At 67.1% G+C, this 19,409-nt stretch carries 15 protein-coding genes and 2 pseudogenes; 9 read left to right on the top strand and 8 right to left on the bottom strand.

Annotated features, from left to right (window positions below; genetic code table 11):
• Nucleotides 1–40: 40 nt before the first annotated feature.
• A pseudogene (locus tag AB3X99_RS00975) lies at nt 41–661 on the bottom strand (ParB-like protein); the annotation flags it as partial.
• Nucleotides 662–935: 274 nt separating this feature from the next.
• Here AB3X99_RS00975 and AB3X99_RS00970 point away from each other — a divergent pair.
• Entirely contained in the window at nt 936–1,751 is an 816-nt protein-coding gene (locus AB3X99_RS00970) for a mechanosensitive ion channel family protein (RefSeq protein WP_069262818.1), read from the top strand.
• Between the two features lie 95 nt (nt 1,752–1,846).
• Here AB3X99_RS00970 and AB3X99_RS00965 read toward each other — a convergent pair whose 3' ends face one another.
• On the bottom strand, nt 1,847–2,533 hold the full coding sequence (locus AB3X99_RS00965) for a DedA family protein (RefSeq protein ID WP_069262819.1): 687 nt from the start codon (nt 2,531–2,533) through the stop codon (nt 1,847–1,849).
• A gap of 223 nt (nt 2,534–2,756) precedes the next feature.
• On the opposite strand from AB3X99_RS00965, the gene mutL reads away from it, so the two are divergent.
• The 5 genes from mutL to AB3X99_RS00940 all read left to right on the top strand — a co-directional run bounded on the left by mutL (nt 2,757) and on the right by AB3X99_RS00940 (nt 10,123).
• Nucleotides 2,757–4,904 (top strand): DNA mismatch repair endonuclease MutL, encoded by a 2,148-nt coding sequence (gene mutL / locus AB3X99_RS00960; protein WP_368615929.1) that lies wholly within the window; start codon nt 2,757–2,759, stop codon nt 4,902–4,904.
• A complete protein-coding gene (gene miaA, locus AB3X99_RS00955) occupies nt 4,901–5,881 on the top strand; it encodes a tRNA (adenosine(37)-N6)-dimethylallyltransferase MiaA (RefSeq protein ID WP_368615928.1) in 981 nt (326 codons plus the stop codon). The genes mutL and miaA overlap by 4 nt, the downstream gene beginning before the upstream one ends.
• A 240-nt stretch (nt 5,882–6,121) precedes the next feature.
• Complete coding sequence (dalD, locus tag AB3X99_RS00950) at nt 6,122–7,528, top strand: D-arabinitol 4-dehydrogenase (RefSeq protein WP_368615927.1); 1,407 nt, start codon at nt 6,122–6,124, stop codon at nt 7,526–7,528.
• Between the two features lie 122 nt (nt 7,529–7,650).
• Entirely contained in the window at nt 7,651–9,132 is a 1,482-nt protein-coding gene (gene xylB / locus AB3X99_RS00945) for a xylulokinase (RefSeq protein ID WP_069262822.1), read from the top strand.
• A gap of 43 nt (nt 9,133–9,175) precedes the next feature.
• Complete coding sequence (locus AB3X99_RS00940; RefSeq protein WP_342948464.1) at nt 9,176–10,123, top strand: sugar-binding transcriptional regulator; 948 nt, start codon at nt 9,176–9,178, stop codon at nt 10,121–10,123.
• A gap of 114 nt (nt 10,124–10,237) precedes the next feature.
• Here the strand turns inward: AB3X99_RS00940 and AB3X99_RS00935 are convergent, their stop codons facing one another.
• From AB3X99_RS00935 to AB3X99_RS00910, 6 genes and pseudogenes are all read right to left on the bottom strand, one after another.
• Nucleotides 10,238–11,347 carry a sn-glycerol-3-phosphate ABC transporter ATP-binding protein UgpC gene (locus AB3X99_RS00935; protein ID WP_342948463.1) on the bottom strand — a complete coding sequence of 370 codons (1,110 nt, stop codon included), beginning with the start codon at nt 11,345–11,347 and terminating at the stop codon, nt 10,238–10,240.
• Nucleotides 11,348–11,396: 49 nt separating this feature from the next.
• Nucleotides 11,397–12,083, bottom strand: a complete 687-nt coding sequence (locus tag AB3X99_RS00930; RefSeq protein WP_368615926.1) for an HAD family hydrolase — start codon at nt 12,081–12,083, stop codon at nt 11,397–11,399.
• A gap of 11 nt (nt 12,084–12,094) precedes the next feature.
• Nucleotides 12,095–12,964 (bottom strand): carbohydrate ABC transporter permease, encoded by an 870-nt coding sequence (locus AB3X99_RS00925; RefSeq protein WP_069262826.1) that lies wholly within the window; start codon nt 12,962–12,964, stop codon nt 12,095–12,097.
• Nucleotides 12,961–13,818 (bottom strand): annotated as a pseudogene (locus AB3X99_RS00920) (carbohydrate ABC transporter permease); the annotation flags it as partial. The pseudogene AB3X99_RS00920 and the gene AB3X99_RS00925, both read right to left, overlap by 4 nt.
• 233 nt (nt 13,819–14,051) lie before the next feature.
• Complete coding sequence (locus AB3X99_RS00915) at nt 14,052–15,386, bottom strand: sugar ABC transporter substrate-binding protein (protein WP_342948460.1); 1,335 nt, start codon at nt 15,384–15,386, stop codon at nt 14,052–14,054.
• A gap of 83 nt (nt 15,387–15,469) precedes the next feature.
• Nucleotides 15,470–16,273, bottom strand: coding sequence for an L-iditol 2-dehydrogenase (locus tag AB3X99_RS00910; RefSeq protein ID WP_368607031.1), 804 nt, complete (start codon nt 16,271–16,273; stop codon nt 15,470–15,472).
• Nucleotides 16,274–16,600: 327 nt separating this feature from the next.
• Between AB3X99_RS00910 and AB3X99_RS00905 the strand changes: the two genes are divergently transcribed.
• The 3 genes from AB3X99_RS00905 to AB3X99_RS00895 are packed head-to-tail and all read left to right on the top strand — an operon-like array spanning nt 16,601 to nt 19,361.
• Entirely contained in the window at nt 16,601–17,584 is a 984-nt protein-coding gene (locus tag AB3X99_RS00905; protein ID WP_368615925.1) for a metal ABC transporter solute-binding protein, read from the top strand.
• A gap of 24 nt (nt 17,585–17,608) precedes the next feature.
• On the top strand, nt 17,609–18,586 hold the full coding sequence (locus AB3X99_RS00900) for an ABC transporter ATP-binding protein (protein ID WP_368615924.1): 978 nt from the start codon (nt 17,609–17,611) through the stop codon (nt 18,584–18,586).
• Nucleotides 18,579–19,361: a metal ABC transporter permease gene (locus AB3X99_RS00895; protein WP_368615923.1), complete on the top strand. Its 783-nt coding sequence runs from the start codon at nt 18,579–18,581 to the stop codon at nt 19,359–19,361. The genes AB3X99_RS00900 and AB3X99_RS00895 overlap by 8 nt, the downstream gene beginning before the upstream one ends.
• Nucleotides 19,362–19,409: the final 48 nt, after the last annotated feature.

Raw genomic sequence — 19,409 nt, 5'->3', positions numbered from 1 at the left:
CCTTGGCCGGCGCAGCCGCTGGCGCTGGCGCCGCCGCCGCGGCTGGCACCACGCCCGACCAGCCCGGCAAATAACGCGCGTCGGCATCGTGCGCGTGCGATAGCGCCTCGGCGAGCGCAGCGTCGAAGTCCTTGCGCAGGCGCGTTTCGGATACCTTACGGCGCAGATAGTCGGCCCACAGGAATTCGCTGAACGGCGTCGTGTCCTTCGCGTAGCCGCCCGACGTGCGCAACTCGCCCGCGAGGCTGCGATACGGATCGTCGGCAAGGCCGAGAAGCTGCTTCGGCAACTGGTCGAATTCGCAGCGCTCGCCCGCGGCATCGAACGGATGCACCCACTGGTCGTGCTCCATCATGCGCCAGAAAATGGTGGGCTCGAGCCACGAGAGATCCTTGAGCACCGTCACCCGCACGCTCTGCACCGACTCTTCGAGCCACGCGCGGCCAAGGTGGTGATGATCGACCACGTAGTAGCGCGACTTCGGCCCCAGCACGGCGGGAAACCAGTGCGAGTCGATGGCCGCCGCGCGCCCCTTCTTGTCGAGCGTCTGCCAGTGCGCGCGCTTGGCGTTCACCTCCCGAAAGCCCACTGTGATCTGCGTGGGACGCAACTCGTCGAGCTTCACGGTGATGAGATGGAGATCGGTGTTCGGCAGGTTCATGGCGGGCCTCCTGTTTTAGTGTCGGTTCGTGTCGGGGTCGATCGCGCAACGATACAGCCGAACGGCCATGCACGCCGGTTCAATCGAACGAGCGCCGCGCGCCCCGTGCGCAGGGTCAACCCTGAGACGGGCGGGCACGCTGGATGCACGCTTTCGCCGCTTCGCCTATAAATGCGCCAAGGGACAGACGGCGCGCACCACCGCGCCCGTCATGCTCCCGCCGCTGTCAGTTGCACGTCTTCCAGGCTCAACCAACGACACAAGCGAGGGCATTTTGGATCTCGAAACCATCCGCGTATTCATCATGACCCGGGGCATCGACTTCGGGACCAAGGTCGTGGCGGCGATCGTCCTGTGGATCATCGGACGCTGGGCCATCAACCTCGTCGCCGGTGTGCTGCGCAAGGTGCTCGCGCGCAACGAGCGCGTCGATCCCACGCTCGCGCATTACCTCAGTTCGATCCTCGCCGCCGTGTTGAACCTGCTGCTGGTCCTCGCGATCCTGCAGGTGTTCGGCGTGCAGACCACCTCGTTCGCGGCGCTCCTCGCCGGTCTCGGCCTCGCCATCGGTACGGCGTGGGGCGGGCTGCTCGCGCATTTCGCGGCGGGCGTGTTCATGCAGGTGCTGCGCCCGTTCAAGGTGGGCGACTTCGTGACGGCCGGGGGCGTGACGGGCACCGTGAAGGAACTCGGCATCTTCGGCACGACCATCATCTCGCCGGACAACGTGGTCAACATCGTCGGCAACAACAAGATCTTCTCGGACACCATCTCGAACTACAGCGCGACGCCCGTGCGCCGCGTAGAGCTGACCGCGAAGATCGCCAACGGCGTCGATCCCGTCGATGCCGCCAGCCGTCTGCGCACGGCCATCGCCAAAATTCCGAACGTTTCGCAGGAGCCGCCGCCCAACGTCGAGATTCTCTCGTTCACGCCCGAAGGCCCGCTGCTGGCTGTACGTCCCTACACCAGCAACGACTCCTACTGGCAGGTGTATTTCGACACCAACCGCACGATTGTCGAGACCTTCAAGGACGCGGGCTACCCGACGCCCGAAACGCCCTCGATCATTCGTCGCGTGGGCACCTAGCGCGCCGCGTTCGACGCGAGCGCCAAAACAAAACGGCATCGCCTTCGCAGGCGATGCCGTTTTTCCTTGCGTTGCGGCCCGAAGGCGCCGGACGCTCAACCGCCGTTGGGCTTGCGCACCGCGCCGCCGCGCGAGTCCTTGCGCAGCATCTTCCACACGCCGCCGATCAGGATCGGCACGATCGCCGCGCCGATGCCGACGAGCACGATCACGTTGAGGTACTGGCGAATGAACGGAATGTTGCCGAAGAAGTAGCCGAGCAGCACGAGCAGCAACACCCAGGACAGCGCGCCCGTGACCGTGAAAAACTGAAAGCGTCGCATAGGCATTTGCGAGACGCCCGCCACGAACGGCGCGAACGTCCGCACGACAGGAATGAAGCGCGCGAGCACGATGGTCTTGCCGCCGTGGCGTTCGTAGAATTCGTGGGTTTTCTGCAGCGCGGCGCGGTCGAGGAAGCGTTCGAGCACAGGAATGTGCGTATTGAACACTTTCGGCCCGATGGCGCGCCCAATCAGAAAGTTCACCGTATTGCCGAGGACCGCAGCCACGAGCAGCAGCACGATCAGCACGCCGAGATTCATCTCATGCGTCGCGGCAAACGCACCGCCGATGAAGAGCAGCGAGTCGCCGGGCAGGAACGGCAGCACCACGAGGCCGGTTTCGCAGAACACGATCAGGAACAGCACCGCGTAGACCCAGCCGCCGTATTGCTGGATGAAGACACCGAGAAACTTGTCGATGTGCAAGACAAGATTGACGAACTGCAGAAGCGTATCCAAAAGTGTCCCTTATTGATCGTGGGCCGCGCGCCTGAAAAAGCGCATTCGCCCTGCGTTGCGCGAGAAGCCAAATTGATCGCGCCATGATACCGAAAGTGCCCGTGCGCCACGAAAATTTCCCGCCAATTTCGGTGAATTTGCGCACAAAGCGCTGCTACATGAGGGTTTCGCGGGCGCTGAAGCGCGTCGGGTCGGCTAGCGCCGACTCGCTATAATTGCGCGCATGTCTTCGAACTCCGAACCCACCGGCGCCGTGCCGGATTCCGCCAGCGCCGCCGACACTGGCGCCACGACCGGCGCCGCAGTCGCGTCGCGTGCCGCGCAGCCCGCGCGCGCGATCCAGGCGTTGCCCAACCAGCTCATCAGCCAGATCGCCGCGGGTGAAGTGGTCGAGCGGCCTGCCTCCGTCGTCAAGGAACTGCTCGAAAACGCGCTCGACGCGGGCGCGAGCACGCTGCGCATCCTGCTCGACGAGGGCGGCGTCAAGCGCATCTCCATCGCCGACGACGGCTGCGGCATTCCCGAAGCCGAACTCCCGCTCGCGCTCATGCGGCACGCCACGAGCAAGATCCGCTCGCTCGCCGAACTGGAGAGCGTCGCGACGCTCGGGTTCCGGGGCGAAGCGTTGGCGTCGATCGCCTCGGTCGCCGAGATGTCGATCACAAGCCGCAGCGCCGACGCGCAGCACGCCGTGAAGATCGACGGGCACACCGGCGCGATCTCGCCGGCTGCGGGCGGCCAGGGAACGACCATCGAAGTGCGCGAGCTGTACTTCAACACGCCCGCGCGCCGCAAGTTCCTGAAGAGCGAGCAGACCGAGCTGGGCCATTGCCTCGAGATGATCCGCCGCAGCGCGCTCGCACGACCGGACGTCGCGATCTCGGTGCTGCACAACGGCCGCGCGGTGGAGCACTGGAACGCGAGCGATCCGGCCACGCGCGTCTCGAAGATCCTCGGCGAAGTGTTCGCCACGGCGCATCTGCCGCTCGACGAGCGCGCCGGGCCGCTCGCCGTCTACGGTTGTGCAGGGCTGCCGACGGCGAGCCGCAACCGCGCCGACCAGCAGTACTTCTTCGTGAACGGCCGCTTCGTGCGCGACAAACTGCTCACGCACGCGGTGCGCTCGGCGTATGAGGACGTGCTGCACGGCGAGCGCTACCCGTCGTACGTGCTGTTCCTCGACCTGCCGCCCGAAGCCGTCGACGTGAACGTGCATCCCTCGAAGATCGAAGTGCGTTTCCGCGATTCGCGCTCGATTCACCAGTTCGTGTTCCATGCCGTGCAGCGCGCGCTAGCGCGCCACGCGGGCGCCTCGCCCGAGACGACCTCGGGCGGCCATGCCGCGGCGCTCATCGAGCCGCGGGCGTTGCCGGGCGCCGGGGTGCTGGGCGCCTCGGTCGGGCTGGCTTCGGGCGCGGCCGACTCCGCGCGCGCAGGCGCAGCGCCCGGCTTCGGCGCGGACGGCAAGTTCGGCACCGCGAGCGTGGCAAGCAGCTTCGGCGGCGGCGCGGGTGGCCTGCCTTCGCGCGCGTCGGGCTTCGGTCAGCCAGGCGGCGGCGGTGCAGGCGCGAGCAGCGGCAACACCTGGCTGCGCCAGTCGCGCATGACGCAAGGCAGCCTGCCTGTCGCGCAGCCGCTCGCGCTATATGACGCGTTGTTCGGCCGCAAAGATGTCGGCGCCGGCACGGCGCAAGGTTCGAGCGTCCCGCAGGCGCAAGACGGCGCAGCCGGTGCAGCCGATGCATTCGCCACCGGCGCGCCGCACGCCGCCTTCGAAGCCGGCGAGGACCACCCGCTCGGTTTCGCGCTCGGCCAGGTTCACGGCATCTACGTGCTCGCGCAGAACGCGCGCGGCCTCGTGATCGTCGACATGCACGCCGCGCACGAACGCATCCTGTACGAGCAGTTCAAGCAGGCCCTCGCCGAACGCTCGCTCGCCGTGCAGCCCTTGCTGATCCCGATCTCGATGACGGCCGATCCCGTCGAAACCGGCACCGTCGAGGAAGAAAAGGCCACGCTCGAAGCGCTGGGCTTCGATCTCGCCGTCCTCTCGCCCACCTCGATTGCGATCCGCGCGGTGCCCGCGCTCCTCAAGGACGCCGATCTCCAGGCGCTCGCGCGCGCCGTGCTCGCCGACCTGCACGAGTATGGCGGCTCGCGCGTGCTCACCGAGCGCCAGCACGAGATGCTCGGCACGCTCGCCTGCCATCACGCGGTGCGCGCGAACCGGCGTCTCACGCTCGACGAAATGAACGCGCTCCTGCGCCAGATGGAAGCCACCGAGCGTGCCGACCAGTGCAACCACGGCCGGCCGACCTGGTATCAGCTCACGCTCGCCGATCTCGATCGGCTCTTCATGCGCGGTCAATGACGCAGTCCACGAAACAGGAAGGCGCAGCGCTGCCCGTCGCGTGTCTGCTCGGCCCCACGGCCTCGGGCAAGACGGCGGCCGCGCTCGCGTATGCGGCGCAGTCGGCGGCGCGCGGGCGCACGGTGGAAATCGTGAGCGTCGATTCGGCGCTCGTGTACCGCGAGATGGACATCGGCACGGCGAAGCCGAACGCCGCGGAGCGTGCGGCCGCCGCGCATCATCTGATCGATATCGTCGATCCGCTGGATGCCTATTCCGCCGCCGACTTTCGTGCCGACGCGCTGCGCGTGACGGGCGAAATCGTTGCGCGCGGGAACGTGCCGCTGCTCGTGGGCGGGACGATGCTCTACTACAAGGCGCTCACCCAAGGCCTGAACGACCTGCCCTCGGCCGATCCGGCCGTGCGCGCGCAACTCGACGCCGAAGCCGCGCGCGATGGCTGGCCCGCCATGCATGCCCGCCTCGCGCAGGTCGATCCGGCCACGGCTGCACGCCTCGCCCCGAACGACTCGCAGCGCATCCAGCGGGCGCTCGAAATTTTCATGCTGAGCGGGCAGCCGATGTCGGTGCTGCTCGCCACGCCGTCCACGCGCGAAGATGAAGCCGCGCGCTACCGCTTCGTGCCCGTCGCGCTCGAGCCCTCTGATCGCAGCGTGCTGCACGCGCGTATCGAAGCGCGGTTCGATGCGATGCTCGCCGGCGGTCTCATCGACGAGGTGAAGGCGCTGCGCGCGCGCGGGGATCTGAACCCCAACCTGCCATCCATGCGCTGCGTGGGTTATCGCCAGGTTTGGGAATACCTCGATGGCGAAGTCGACTATGACACCATGCGCGACAAGGGCGTCTTTGCCACCCGCCAGCTCTGCAAGCGTCAGCTCACGTGGCTGCGCGCCATGCCGGAGCGCATCGTCGTGGATTGCTGCGCGCAGGATGCGACCGATCAGGCCGTCGCGGCCGTAGCGCAGATCGGCGGCTGAAGCCGCGTTCCCCTTTCCCCGCTTCGGCTCCCGGGCGCTTTGTGCGCCACAACATCCCCGCTCCGTCCGCAGGCGGCGCACGTGCGTGCGTTGCCCGCGCGCCATCGCCCGCCGCAGCGCGCCACCGAAAACCGCCCTCGCCCGCTTGACTTTCGACCGACCGGATACGATCATTCGTTCATCACTAGAGCAATTGCTCAGGCTTGAGCCGATCGGCCGCTTTGAGTAAGGAGACACCGAATGAACACCGAACGCAGCAATGCGAACGTGATCCTGCACATCGGCGGCGGGTCGTTTCACCGGGCGCATCAGGCGTGGTACCTGCATCGCGTGAACCTCGCGCGCAAGCCCGACGAGGCCGCATGGTCGCTCACCGTCGGCAACATCCGCTCCGACATGAACGCCGTGATGGAGGCGCTGGCCGCGCAAAACGGCGTCTACACGCTCGAAACAGTCACGCCGCAGGGCGAGCGCGCCTACGAGACGATCCGCTCGATTACGCGCGTGCTGCCGTGGTCGGCCGATCTCGCGAGCCTGATCGATGCAGGCGCCGACGCGAACTGCAGGATCATCGCGTTTACGGTGACCGAAGGCGGCTATTACCTCGACGAGCACGACCGCCTCGACACCGCGAACCCCGACCTCGCCGCCGACCTCAAGGGCGGCCGCACGACGATTTACGGCGCGCTCGCCGCGATCCTCGAAGCGCGCATGGCACGTGACGGCGGCCCCGTCACGCTGCAGACCTGCGACAACCTGCGCAGCAACGGCAAGCGCTTTCACGCGGGCATGCGCGAATTCCTCGCGCTGCGCGGCGCAACGGATCTGCGCGACTGGTTCGATGCCAACACGGCGTGCCCCGACTCCATGGTCGACCGCATCACGCCGCGCCCCACGCCCGACGTGCGCGAGCGCGTGAAAGCGGCGACCGGCGTGGACGACGCCTGTCCGGTGATGGGCGAAGCGTTCATCCAGTGGGTGATCGAGGATCACTTCTGCGCGGGGCGGCCCGCCTGGGAGCGCGCCGGCGCGGAAATGGTCGAATCGGTGATGCCCTACGAGGAAGCGAAGATCCGCATCCTCAATGCCACGCACAGCTGCATTGCGTGGGCGGGCACGCTCATCGCGCTCGACTTCATCCACGAAGGCACCCACGACGCCGACATCCGTACCTTCGCGCGCGAGTACGTGAGCGAAGACGTGATTCCCTGCCTCACGCCCAGCCCGCTCGATCTCGCGAAGTATCGCGACGTCGTGCTCGAACGCTTCAGCAATCCGTACATCCAGGACACGAACCAGCGCGTGGCCGCCGACGGCTACTCGAAGATCCCGGGCTTCATCGCGCCCACGCTCGCGCAACGCATCGCCGCGGGCGCGACGCCCGCCGCCACGGCCGTGCTGCCTGCGCTCTTCCTGCGCTTTCTGGAACGCTGGCACAAGGGCACGCTGCCCTACCGCTACCAGGACGGCGTGATGGACGAAGCGGCCGTCCACCGCATGTTCGAAACCGGCGACCCCGTCTCGACGTTTCTCGGCGACAAGCTGCTGTGGGGCGGCCTCGCCGGCAACCCGACTCTGGGCGGCGCGGTGCGCGGCGCGCTCACGCGCGTGGACCAGTGGCTCGCCTCTCGCGGCTGCAGCGTTTGAAAAAAGACCGCAGCGCAATCCGCAACACCCGTGCCACGCGCGCCCTCCGGGTCGGCGCGCATGGCGTCGCGCCCGGCGCGCGGCTAAAGTAGCGCAACTCTCCTCACGACTTCAGCGCGCCTATGTATCTCGGCATCGACCTCGGCACCTCCGAAGTGAAAGTCCTGCTGCTCGCGCCCGACGGCCGCGTGATCGGCACTGCCGGCACGCCCTTCGTCGTCTCGCGCCCTCACCCGCGCTGGTCCGAGCAGAATCCCGCCGACTGGTGGGACGGCACGCGCCGCGCGCTCGCCGCGCTGCGCGAGGCGCATCCTCACGAATTCGCGCAGGTGCGCGGCATTGGCCTCTCCGGCCAGATGCACGGCGCGGTGCTGCTCGACGCGCACGACAACGTCTTGCGCCCCGCGATCCTCTGGAACGATATGCGCGCGGTGGACGAATGCGCCGAACTCACCGCACGTGCGCCGCAGCTGCATCGCATTGCGGGCAATCTCGCCATGCCGGGCTTCACCGCGCCGAAACTGCTGTGGGTCGCGCGCCACGAGCCGCAGATCTTTCGCGAGACGGCCTGTGTGCTGCTGCCGAAGGACTATCTGCGCCTGCAGCTCACCGGCGGCAAGGTCTCCGATCCTTCGGATGCCGCGGGCACGCTCTGGCTCGACGTGGCCAAACGCGACTGGTCCGATGCGCTGCTCGACGCCTGCAACATGACGCGCGCGCAAATGCCCGCGCTCGCCGAAGGCAGCGCGCCCTCCGGCACGCTGCTGCCTGCGCTCGCACGCGAGTTCGGTCTGCGCGAGGACGTGGTCGTGGCAGCGGGCGGCGGCGACAACGCGACGAGCGCCATCGGCATCGGCGCCACGCAGCCCGGCGACGGCTTCGTCTCGCTCGGCACCTCTGGCGTGCTTTGCGTGGTGGGCGACCGCTTCCGGCCAAATCCCGCTTCTGCCGTGCACGCGTTCTGCCACGCGATTCCGGACCGCTGGCACCAGATGAGCGTCGTGCTTTCGGCGGCGAGTTGCCTGCGCTGGGTCTGCAAGCTCACGGGCACGAACGAGCCCACGCTGCTCGCCGAAGTCGAGCAGCTCAACGCGCCAACCCTCGCCGAAGCCCCGCTCTTCCTGCCGTATCTCTCGGGCGAGCGCACGCCGCACAACGACCCGTATGCGCAGGGCGTGTTCTTCGGCATGACGCACGCGACCGACCGCGCACTGCTCGGCTACGCCGTGCTCGAAGGCGTGACGCTCGCGCTCACCGACGGCCTCGACGCGCTCGCGGCCGCGGGCACCGAAGTGGGCGCGCTGTCGATGCTGGGCGGCGGCGCGCGCAGCGGCTACTGGGCGCAACTGGTTGCAGACGCATTCGACACGCCCACGCGCCAGCACGGCGGCGGCGAGACGGGCGCGGCGCTCGGAGCGGCCCGCCTTGGCTGGCTCGCGGCAGGCGGCAACGCGCGTGAAGTGCTGACCAAGCCGCCCGTGGTGGCCGAGTACGCGCCGAATGCGGCGCGCCACGCGGCGCTGCGCGAGCGGCTCACTGCCTACCGCGCGCTGTACCGCCACGTGCGCCCGCTCTTCGAGCCCTCGCGCGAACGCCTCGCGTAACGCGTGAAGTACACTTCGGCCCCGCATCCCCCCGACCCCCATCGTGCCCAAGTCCACCGAAAAACTCGATCTCGCGACCCGCGCCGCCTGGCTCTACTACGTGGCCGGCAACACCCAGAACGAAATCGCCGAGAAGCTGCAGGTGTCGCGCCCGGTCGCGCAGCGCCTCGTCGCGTTCGCGGTCGAGAAGAACCTCATTCGCGTGCGCGTCGATCATCGTCTCGCCGACTGCCTCGCGCTCGCCGACGCGCTTTCGAAGCGCTACGGCCTTTCGGTTTGCGAAGTGGTGCCCGTGGACAATGACACGCCCGAGGAAATCGACCGCAAGCTCGCCGTGGCAGGGGCGCAGGTGATGGAGCGCTATCTGGGCGAAGAGCGGCCGATGGTGGTGGCCGTGAGCAGCGGTCGAACGCTCAAGGCCGCCGTCGATCAGATCGCGCAGCTGGAGCGGCCGCAGCATCGGCTGGTATCGATGGTGGGCGCGATCGCCCAGGATGGTTCGTCGAACCGCTACGACGTCGCGCTGCATATCTCCGAGAAAACGGGCGGCAAGCACTTTCTGCTGCCCGCGCCGCTCATCGCGGATAGCGAGGCCGAGCGCGCGCAATGGTGCAATCACCGGCTCTATCGCATCGTCGAGTCGCTGTCGGGCGAGGCCGATGTCGCGTTCGTCGGCATCGGCAACATCGGCGAGCATTGCCCGCTGCATGAGGACGGCTTCATCACCTCCGACGAAGTGCGCGAACTGATGGACCAGGGCGCCATCGCCGAAATGCTCGGCCTGCCGATCGACGCCGCCGGCAAGCGCGTCGATTCGCCCACGGGCCGCCGCGTGACGAGCGTGTACCTCGATTCGCCGCCGCGCCGCCCGACCATCGGCTTCGCCGGCGGCGCGCGCAAGCGCGAAGCGGTGATCGCGGCGCTCAACGGCGGCTGGCTCTCCGGGCTCGTCACCGACGAGCTGTGCGCGCGCGCCGCGATCGAACGCTAAGCCCCAAAAAAGCGCCCGCACGAAGCGGGCTAACAAAGGCAACCTCAGGTACCTCGCCACACAAGACACCGTCTCACCCTCCTCCGAGGCGGTGCGTCCGGCAAGCCAGTGAATTCACGCAGCCAGTTGCTGCGCGAAGCGACGCTCGAACGCCTGGCCGTTCGCGTCGAAGAGGTGGCAATGGTCGGGCGTCGAGCCCACCTTGAACGCCTCGCCGCGATCGTGACGCTCCAGCGGCGGAATGCGCGCGATCAGGCCATCGGGCGCGACCGGGCATTCGGCGTACAGATAGGCGGCGTCGCCGAGCGACTCGACCGTCATCGCCTTCGCGCTCACGCCCTCCGCGCCCGTCATGATGTGCAGATGCTCGGGGCGGATGCCCACCGTCACCTTGTCGCCCTCGCGCGCCTTGCCCGGCTCGACGCCCACCTTCTGCGTATCGCCCGTTTCGTAGCGCACGACGATGCCGTCGCTGCCGATCTGCTGCACCGTGCCGTCGAGGAAATTCATCTTCGGCGAGCCGATGAAGCCCGCCACGAAGCGGTTTGCCGGCGCGTGATATAGACGGTTCGGACTGCCGACCTGTTCGACATTGCCTGCCGAGAGCACGACGATCTTGTCGGCGAGCGTCATCGCTTCGACCTGATCGTGCGTCACGTAGATCATCGTCGTCTTGAGTTCGTCGTGCAGGCGCGCAAATTCGAGGCGCATCTTCACGCGCAGCGCGGCGTCGAGGTTCGAGAGCGGTTCGTCGAACAGGAACACCTTCGGCTTGCGCGTGATCGCGCGCCCGATCGCCACGCGCTGGCGTTGGCCGCCCGAGAGCTGCTTGGGCTTGCGGTCGAGCAGATGGTCGATGTGGAGGATCTTCGCGGCGTTCTTCACGGCCGCGTCGATTTCGGGCTTCTTCGCGCCCGCGAGCTTGAGACCGAACGCCATGTTGTCGTACAGCGTCATGTGCGGATACAGCGCGTACGACTGGAACACCATCGCAATGCCGCGCTTGGCCGGCGGCACGTCGTTCATGCGCGTGCCGTCGATCATCAGGTCGCCGCCGCTGATGTCCTCCAGCCCCGCGATCATGCGCATGAGCGTGGTCTTGCCGCAGCCGCTCGGGCCCACGAACACGACGAATTCGCCGTCACCGATGTCGAGGTTCACGTCGCGCAGCACTTCGTTGTCGTCGTAGCGCTTCAGTACGTCTCTGAGGATCACGCTTGCCATGATGTGTCTCCGTTTCTGCTTGAGTCTGCCTAAGCCTGCCTAAGCCGGTTCAGTTCGAACGCGTTTGCGCCTTGTTCATCCAGTACGCCACCCGCGCGGGCAGCGTCGTCATATCGTCGAAGATTTCGCTTGCACCCGCTTCGCGCAACTCGTGCGCGTGCGCGTCGCCGCCCACGTGCGTGCCGCCCACGAAGCCGAGCACCGTCATGCCGGCCGCGCGCGCCGCGCTCACGCCCGTCACGCTGTCCTCGACCACGAGGCACGCGGCGGGCGCGACATCCATGCCCTGCGCCGCCGCGAGATAGACGTCGGGCGCGGGCTTCGGCCGGGCGACGATATCGGCGCAGTACACGCGCGCGCCAAAGAAGCGATCGAGCCCGTTGCGCGCCAGCACCTCGCGCACCACCGCCGTGTAGCTGTTGCTCGCACAGGCCTTGGTGAGCGCCACGGCTTCCAGTGCCGCCACGACGCCCGGAAATAGCGGCGCTTCGCGCGCTTCGGCTTCGGCCACGGTGCGGATCGCATCGACGTCGGCGGCGGTGAGGCTGCGCCCGAGCGCTTCGCCCGCGCCGCCCAGCACGCGCTCGATGCGCTGGCCGAGCAGCGGCATGACGACGGGCGCCGCGTCCACGCCGGGCCAGCGCGCTTCGAGTTCGCGCACCAGCACGCGTGCCGCTACGGCTTCGCTGTCGATCAGCACGCCGTCGCAATCGCAGATCAGGGCTTGACTGGACATCGCATTGGCCATTACTTGACCGCCCCGAAGGTAAGGCCGCGCACCAGTTGCTTCTGCGACAGCCAGCCGACGATCAGCACCGGCGCGACCGCGAGCAGCGACGCAGCGGAAAGCTTCGCCCAGAACAGCCCCTCGGGGCTCGAGTACGACGCGATGAACACCGTCAGCGGCGCGGCGTTCGAGCTGGAGAGGTTGATGCTCCAGAACGCTTCGTTCCACGAAAGAATGATCAACAGCAGCGCGGTAGATGCGAGCCCCGGCACCGCCATCGGCATGAGCAGATAGACGATTTCCTGCCAGGTGGCCGCGCCGTCCATGCGTCCGGCTTCGAGAATGTCTTTGGGAATCTCGTTGAAGTACGTGTACGCCATCCACACTGCGATCGGCAGATTGATGAGCGTGTAGACGATCACCAGCCCGCTCACGGTGTCGAGGAGCCCCGAGTTCTTCCACAGCAGGTAAATCGGCACGAGCACGCCCACCGAAGGCATCATCTTGGTGGAGAGCATCCACAGCAGAATTCCCTGCGTGCGCTTGTTCGGGAAGAACGCCATCGCGTAGGCCGCGGGCACGGCAAGGATCAGGCAGACGATCGTCACGCCGGCCGAAATCATCACCGAATTCCACGCGAACGCGAAGTAGTTGCTGCGCGCGAACACCTCTCTGAAGCTGTCGAGCGTGGGCAGGAAGAAGATCGTCGGGATATAGGCCTGCTGCTCGGTCTTGAACGCCGTGATCGTCATCCAGAAGATCGGGAAGAACAGCGCGATCGCGATCAGCCAGGCAAGCAGCCCCGGCAGCACGCGCCCGATGAACTGCATCGGCGACGAATGCTTGACCGCGTCGGGCGATTGCGCGGGCGTAGCGGTAATCTGGCTCATTTTTCGTACTCCCCTTTGAGGTTGCGCGCGAGCATGCGCACGAGGAAGAACGACACGATGTTCGCCAGCACGACGGCGAGAATGCCGCCAGCCGAAGCGATGCCCACGTCGAACTGCTGCAGGCCCATCGAGTAGATCAGGTAAGTGAGGTTGGTGGTCGCGTTGCCGGGACCGCCGCCCGTGGTCGTGTAGATCTCGGCGAAGATCGACAGCAGGAAGATGGTTTCCATCATCACGACGACGGCAATCGCGCGCCGCAGGTGCGGCAGCGTGATGTAGAAGAACAAGGCGATCGGGCCCGCGCCGTCGATCTTCGCGGCTTCCTTCTGCTCCTGGTCGAGCGACTGGATCGCCGTGAAGAGAATGAGGAACGCGAACGGCAGCCACTGCCACGCCACGATCATGATGACCGCGGTGAGCGGATAGACGGCGAACCAGTCGATCGGCGTCATGCCTATCGAGCGCATGGCGATGGCCACGAGGCCGTACACCGGATGCAGGATCATGTTCTTCCAGATCAGCGCGCTCACCGTGGGCATCACGAAGAACGGCGCGATCGCGAACAGGCGCGCGACGCCCTGACCGATGAACTTGCGGTCGAACAGCACCGCCATCAGCACGCCGCCGACCACGGTGATCACGAGCACCGCCACGATCAGCTCGATGGTGTGCACGATCGACGGCACGAACGAGGGATCGGTAGCGAGGAACCTGTAGTTGTCGAAGCCCGCGAATCCCTTGAGATCGGGGTTCAGCAGGTTGTATCGCGTGAACGAATACCAGATCGTCATCGCGAGCGGGATCGTCATCCACAGCAGCAGCACCGCCACGGACGGCGTCACGAGCCAGCGTGAGGCCGAGCGGCGCGATTCGACCTGCTGCGGTTTCTGTGGCGTGCGCGCTCGATTGAATATAGGCATGGGGAGATGGAGATGACGCATGAGGACCACCCTTCTCGGTTGCGCGCCTCTATGGAACACGGCGCGGCATCGGCTGTCGCGAGTGCGCGCGCCGCGCCGGGTCGCCCGGCGCGCGCACTCGCGCTACTACGCTGGCTGCCTGAACGGCGCAGCCCGACTTCCCGCAGTTACTTCTGATACCCGGCTTGCGCCACGGCACGGTTGGCAGCGGCGTTACCGGCGGTCAGCGCCTGATCGACGCTCATCTGCCCTGCCACGGCGCCCGCAATGCTCTGGCCCACGACCGTACCGAACGACTGGAACTCAGGAATCCCGACGAACTGGATACCCGTGTACGGCACCGGCTTCGCGGTCGGATGCGTCGGATCGGCGGTCTGGATCGCCTTCAGCACGAACTCGGAGAACGGCGCGGCCTTCTTGTACTCGGGATTCTGATAGGTCGAAATCCGCGTGCCCGAGGGCACCGAAGCCCAGCCCTCGTCCTGCGCGACCATCTGGACGTACTCTTTCGAGGTGGCCCATTCGATGAACTTCTTCGCGGCGTCCTGCGACTTCGACGACTTCGGCACCGCGAGCGCCCACGACCACAGCCAGTGCGCGCCGTTGGGCGTGGCTTCGGTCGGCGCGGCCGCGAAGCCGATCTTGTCGGCCACCTGCGACTGCTGCTTGTTGTAGAGGATGCCGGCTGCCACCGTCGCGTCGATCCACATCGCGCACTTGCCCGACGACATCAGCGTGAGGTTTTCGTTGAAGCCGTTCGAGCTGGCTCCCGGCGGGCCATCCTTCTTCAGCATGTCGACGTAGAAGTTCACCGCCTTCTTCCACTCTGGCGAAGTGAGCTGCGCCTGCCACTTTTCGTCGAACCAGCGGCCGCCGAAGGTGTTCGCGACCGTCGTCACATACGCCATGTTCTCGCCCCAGCCGGCCTTGCCGCGCAGGCAGATGCCGTAGGTGCCGGCGGACTTGTCGGTGAGCTTGTCGGCGAAGTCCTTGATCTGGTCATAGGTCGGCTGCTCGGGCATCTTGAGGCCCTTCTTGTCGAACAGGTCCTTGCGGTAATACGTCATCGAGCTTTCGACGTAGAACGGCAGCGCGTAGAGCGTGCCGTTGTACGAGAGGCCATCGCGCGCGGTCTTCACCACGTCGTCGAGGTCGTAGCTCGCGGGCAGGTTCGTCATCGGCACGATCCAGCCGCGCTTGCCCCATTGCGGCGCCTCGTAGGTGCCGATCATCATCACGTCGAACTGGCCGCTGTTGGTCGTGATGTCGGTGGTGGCACGCTGGCGCAGCACGTTTTCTTCGAGAATCACCCAGTTCAGCTTGATGCCCGGATTGGCCTTTTCGAAGGCCGGCGAGAGCTTCTTCAGCTCGATCATGTCCGGGTTGTTCAACATCGCGATCGTGACGGTCTGCGCGTGCGCGGCGCTCGCCGCCGCGACGAGTGCACCCACGCTCGCCGCTCGACTTATGCACTTTGCGGCGGTCTTCATTGCTGGCTTCATGACGTTGTCTCCTTGTTCGTTGCGTTATGTCTTGCTGCAGCCGGGCTGCTGTCGTGATGCGTTGGGCAAGGGTTGCGGGAAATTCAGCTCATCCAGTTTCCGCCGTCGACGTTGAGGGTCTGCGCGGTGATGTAATCGGCGTCGGCGGAAGCGAGAAAGAGCGCGGCGCCCGTGAGGTCCTCGGGCAGGCCCATGCGCCCGAGCGGCACGGCCTCGCCCACGAGGCGCTTCTTCTCGCCGGGCGGACGATGCTCGTAGCGTGCGAAGAGCGCGTCGACCTGCTCCCACATGGGCGTGTCGACCACGCCCGGCGCGATGCCGTTCACGTTGATGCGATGGGGCGCGAGCGCCAGCGCCGCCGACTGCGTGTAGCTCAGCACGGCGGCCTTGGTTGCGCAGTAGTGGGAGACGAGCGCTTCGCCGCGGCGGCCCGCCTGCGACGACATGTTGATGATCTTGCCGCCCTGGCCCTGCTCGACCATGCGGCGCGCCACGGCCTGCATGAGGAAGAACATGCCCTTCACGTTCACCGCGAAGAGGCGGTCGTACACGTCCCAGGATTCGTCGAGGAGCGGGCGCATGTCGAAGAGCGCCGCGTTGTTGAAGAGGATGTCGATGCGGCCGAAGCGTTCGACCGCGCTCTCCACGATGCGATCGATGTCCTCACGGCGGGTGACGTCGGCGGAGATCGCGAGCACGCGCTCGGGGTACGCGGCGGCCAGCGTTGGCGCGACGGACCCGGCGGGCTTCACGTCCACTAGCACGCAGCGCGCGCCTTCGTCCAGATAACGCTGCGCGACCGCCTCGCCAATGCCGCTCGCCGCGCCAGTCAGCACGGCTACCTTGTCCTGCAAACGTCCGGCCGCCGGGGTCGCGGTGTGTGCCACAGGTGTCTCCAATTTCGTTCGTGCGGGGCGCGCCCGACAGACGCTCCAGAGGAGCAGCTGAGCGATCGCCCGACATGTGAGCATTTGCTCTGTCGTTGATCGAATGATCGGATACGAGTCGGAGACTGTCAAGGCGAACAAACGCGATTGGCCGAGATTTCGATGGTGCGACGCGCAAGCCTCCACTGGCTGCGGCCTGCAGAACCGGCCCCCTGACCGGAGGACGAGCTGACTCGCCAATCGAAGTGATACGTTATATCATCTCGCCTTCGCGACGCCGACGCGACCGCGTCCGCTTTCAGGCTCCCTATAGACAAGGATAGAACCATGATCACGTTCAGCCGCGCCAACTGCACGCCCCGGTCTGCCACCACAGACGCGCGCCGTCGCGTCACGCTCGCGCGCCTCGCGGGCGGGCTCGCGCTCGCGCTGGTCGGCGCGTTCGGCGGCGCGAGCGCAGCCCTGGCGGCGCAGGCTGTCAGCGCCACGATTCCGGTTGTCGCGGCGGAGAACTTCTACGGCGATGTCGTCAAGCAGATCGGCGGTAATTACGTGAACGTGACGAGCATCCTGAGCAATCCCGACCAGGACCCGCACCTCTTCGAAGCCAGCCCGAAGACCGCGCGCGCGCTTCAGAATGCGCGCGTAGTGGTGTACAACGGCGCCGATTACGACCCGTGGATGACCAAGCTGCTCGGCGCCACCGGCGCCGGCAAGAACGGCGCCAACCGCACGACGATCGTCGCGGCGGACCTCGTCGGCAAGAAAGCGGGCGACAATCCGCACCTCTGGTACGACCCGAAGACGATGCCCGCCGTGGCGCGCGCCGTGAGCGCCGCGCTCGGCGCAGCGGACCCCGCGCACAAGAGCGTGTACGATGCCAACCTGGCAACGTTCCTCGCCTCGCTGCAGCCGGTCGACGCCAAGGTCGCGGCGCTGCGCGCGCGCTACCAGGGGCAGCCCGTCACGGCGACGGAGCCGGTGTTCGGCTATATGTCGGATGCGATCGGCCTCGACATGCGCAACCTGCGCTTCCAGCTCGCGGCGATGAACGACACCGAGGCAAGCGCCTCGGACATCGCCGCGTTCGAGCGCGACCTGCGCGAGCACCGCGTGCACGTGCTGATCTATAACAGCCAGGCGACCGAGGCGCTCACGCGGCGCATGCTGGCGCTCGCGAAGCAGTCGAAGGTGCCGTCCGTGAGCGTGACCGAGACGCAGCCGGCCGGCGTGACCTTCCAGCAATGGATGCTCGCGCAGCTCGACGCGCTCGACAAGGCGCTGGCAGCGGGAACAGCAGGGCAACACTAACCGTATTCAGCAAGGACAGATGTCATGACCGGGGCCGGCTCTTCGCCCACCGATATCGCTTCATCGCGCAACGCACGGCATAACGGCGCGCACCGCGCGCCCACGCCTGTGCTCACGCTAGCGGGCGTGACGCTGACGCTCGGCGAGCGCACGATCCTGCGCGACGCGAACTTCGCGGTGAACCAGGGCGAATTCATCGGCGTGCTCGGCCCGAATGGCGCGGGCAAGACCACGCTCATGCGGGCGATTCTCGGCCTCGTGCCGGCCTCGCACGGCGCGATCCGCGTGCTGGGCGAGCCGGTCGCGCGCGGCAACGCAAGAATCGGCTATATGCCGCAAACGCGCACGGCGCTCGCGAGCCGCCGCGTGCGTGGCCGCGACTTCGTGGCGATGGCCGCCGACGGCCACCGCTGGGGCCTGCCGCGCGCCGACGCCGCCACGCGCGCCGACGTCGCGCGCGTGCTCGATCTCGTGGGGGCGACCGCACTGGCGGACCGCCCGCTTTCGGAGCTTTCGGGCGGCGAACGCCAGCGCCTGCTGCTCGCGCAATGCCTGCTCGGCGACCCGAAGCTGCTGCTGCTCGACGAGCCGCTCATCAGCCTCGACCCCAACCACCAGCGCGGCGTGGTCGAACTCGTGCGCCGCGTGCAGCGCGAGCTCGGCATCGCGGTGCTGTTCTCCGCGCACGAACTCAACCCGCTCCTCAACGCGCTCGATCGCGTGCTCTATCTCGGCAACGGCGTGGCCGCGCTCGGCAGCGTCGATGAAGTCATCACCGCGCCCGTGCTCTCGCGCCTCTACGGCTCGCCGATCGAAGTGATGCGCATGAAGGGCCGCATCTTCGTGATGTCGGGCGACGTGGAAGTCGAAAAGCACGACCACGAGCATGAGCACGACCATGGCCACGACCATGGCCACGACCACGGCGGCCATGGCCACGCGCACGGACATGCCCACGGCGACAACAACGACAACACACACGGCCACACGCACGATGCTTGAATACGATTTCATGGTGAACGCCTTCGCGGCGTCGGGCATCGTCGCGGTGCTCGCGGGCGTGGTGGGCTATTTCCTCGTGATGCGCGGGCAGACCTTCGCGGGCCACGCGCTCTCGCACGTGGGTTTCACGGGCGCGACGGGCGCCGTGCTGCTCGGCGTCTCGCCGCTGTGGGGCATGGTGGGCTTCACGCTCGCCGCCGGCGTTTCGATGGGCGCGCTCGGCGAAAAGCTCGCGGGCCGCGATGTCGCGATCGGCGTGATTCTTTCGCTCGCGCTCGGCTTCGGCCTGCTGTTTCTGCACTTCTTCACGTCGTATGCCACGCAGGTCACGGCGCTGCTGTTCGGCAACGTGCTGGGCGTGAACCGCGAGACGCTCGGCGTGCTGGCCGCCCTCGCCGCGGCGAGCCTGGCGGCGCTGGGCGCCATCATGCGGCCGCTGCTGTTCGCCTCGCTGCAGCCCGAACTCGCCGAAGCGAAGGGCGTGTCGCTGCGCGCGGTCTCGATGCTGTTCCTCGCCATCGCCGCGCTCGCGGTGGCGGCGTGCACGCAGATCGTCGGCGTGCTGCTCGTCTTTACGCTGATGGTCGGTCCGGCCGCCGCCGCGCAGAATCTCACCACGCGTCTGTCCACCGGCCTCGTGCTCGCCGCGCTGCTCGCGCTCGTGCAGGCGTGGCTCGGCGTGACGCTCGCGTTCTACACCGACTGGCCCACCAGCTTCTGGATCACCGCGCTCGCCGCGCTCGTCTACGGCGCGAGTCTGATCGGGCGTCGCTAGAACGCTTCGTGCGCCCAATGAGAAAGGCGTTGCCCCTCGCGGTGGCAA

It is taken from the genome of Paraburkholderia sp. BR10882 (assembly GCF_040948855.1).
Lineage (GTDB): Bacteria > Pseudomonadota > Gammaproteobacteria > Burkholderiales > Burkholderiaceae > Paraburkholderia > Paraburkholderia nodosa_A.
Note: the sequence above shows the minus strand (reverse complement) of the source record. Positions and strands in the feature narration are given on the sequence as shown.

Bases quoted from the DNA above. Each gene is read 5' to 3' on its own strand.
- xylB (WP_069262822.1), top strand. From the start codon at position 7,651: ATGTATCTCGGCATCGACCTCGGCACCTCCGAAGTGAAAGTCCTGCTG.
- AB3X99_RS00895 (WP_368615923.1), top strand. From the start codon at position 18,579: ATGCTTGAATACGATTTCATGGTGAACGCCTTCGCGGCGTCGGGCATC.
- AB3X99_RS00915 (WP_342948460.1), bottom strand. From the start codon at position 15,386: ATGAAGCCAGCAATGAAGACCGCCGCAAAGTGCATAAGTCGAGCGGCG.
- AB3X99_RS00935 (WP_342948463.1), bottom strand. From the start codon at position 11,347: ATGGCAAGCGTGATCCTCAGAGACGTACTGAAGCGCTACGACGACAAC.
- miaA (WP_368615928.1), top strand. From the start codon at position 4,901: ATGACGCAGTCCACGAAACAGGAAGGCGCAGCGCTGCCCGTCGCGTGT.
- AB3X99_RS00930 (WP_368615926.1), bottom strand. From the start codon at position 12,083: ATGTCCAGTCAAGCCCTGATCTGCGATTGCGACGGCGTGCTGATCGAC.
- AB3X99_RS00905 (WP_368615925.1), top strand. From the start codon at position 16,601: ATGATCACGTTCAGCCGCGCCAACTGCACGCCCCGGTCTGCCACCACA.
- mutL (WP_368615929.1), top strand. From the start codon at position 2,757: ATGTCTTCGAACTCCGAACCCACCGGCGCCGTGCCGGATTCCGCCAGC.
- AB3X99_RS00925 (WP_069262826.1), bottom strand. From the start codon at position 12,964: ATGAGCCAGATTACCGCTACGCCCGCGCAATCGCCCGACGCGGTCAAG.
- dalD (WP_368615927.1), top strand. From the start codon at position 6,122: ATGAACACCGAACGCAGCAATGCGAACGTGATCCTGCACATCGGCGGC.
- AB3X99_RS00900 (WP_368615924.1), top strand. From the start codon at position 17,609: ATGACCGGGGCCGGCTCTTCGCCCACCGATATCGCTTCATCGCGCAAC.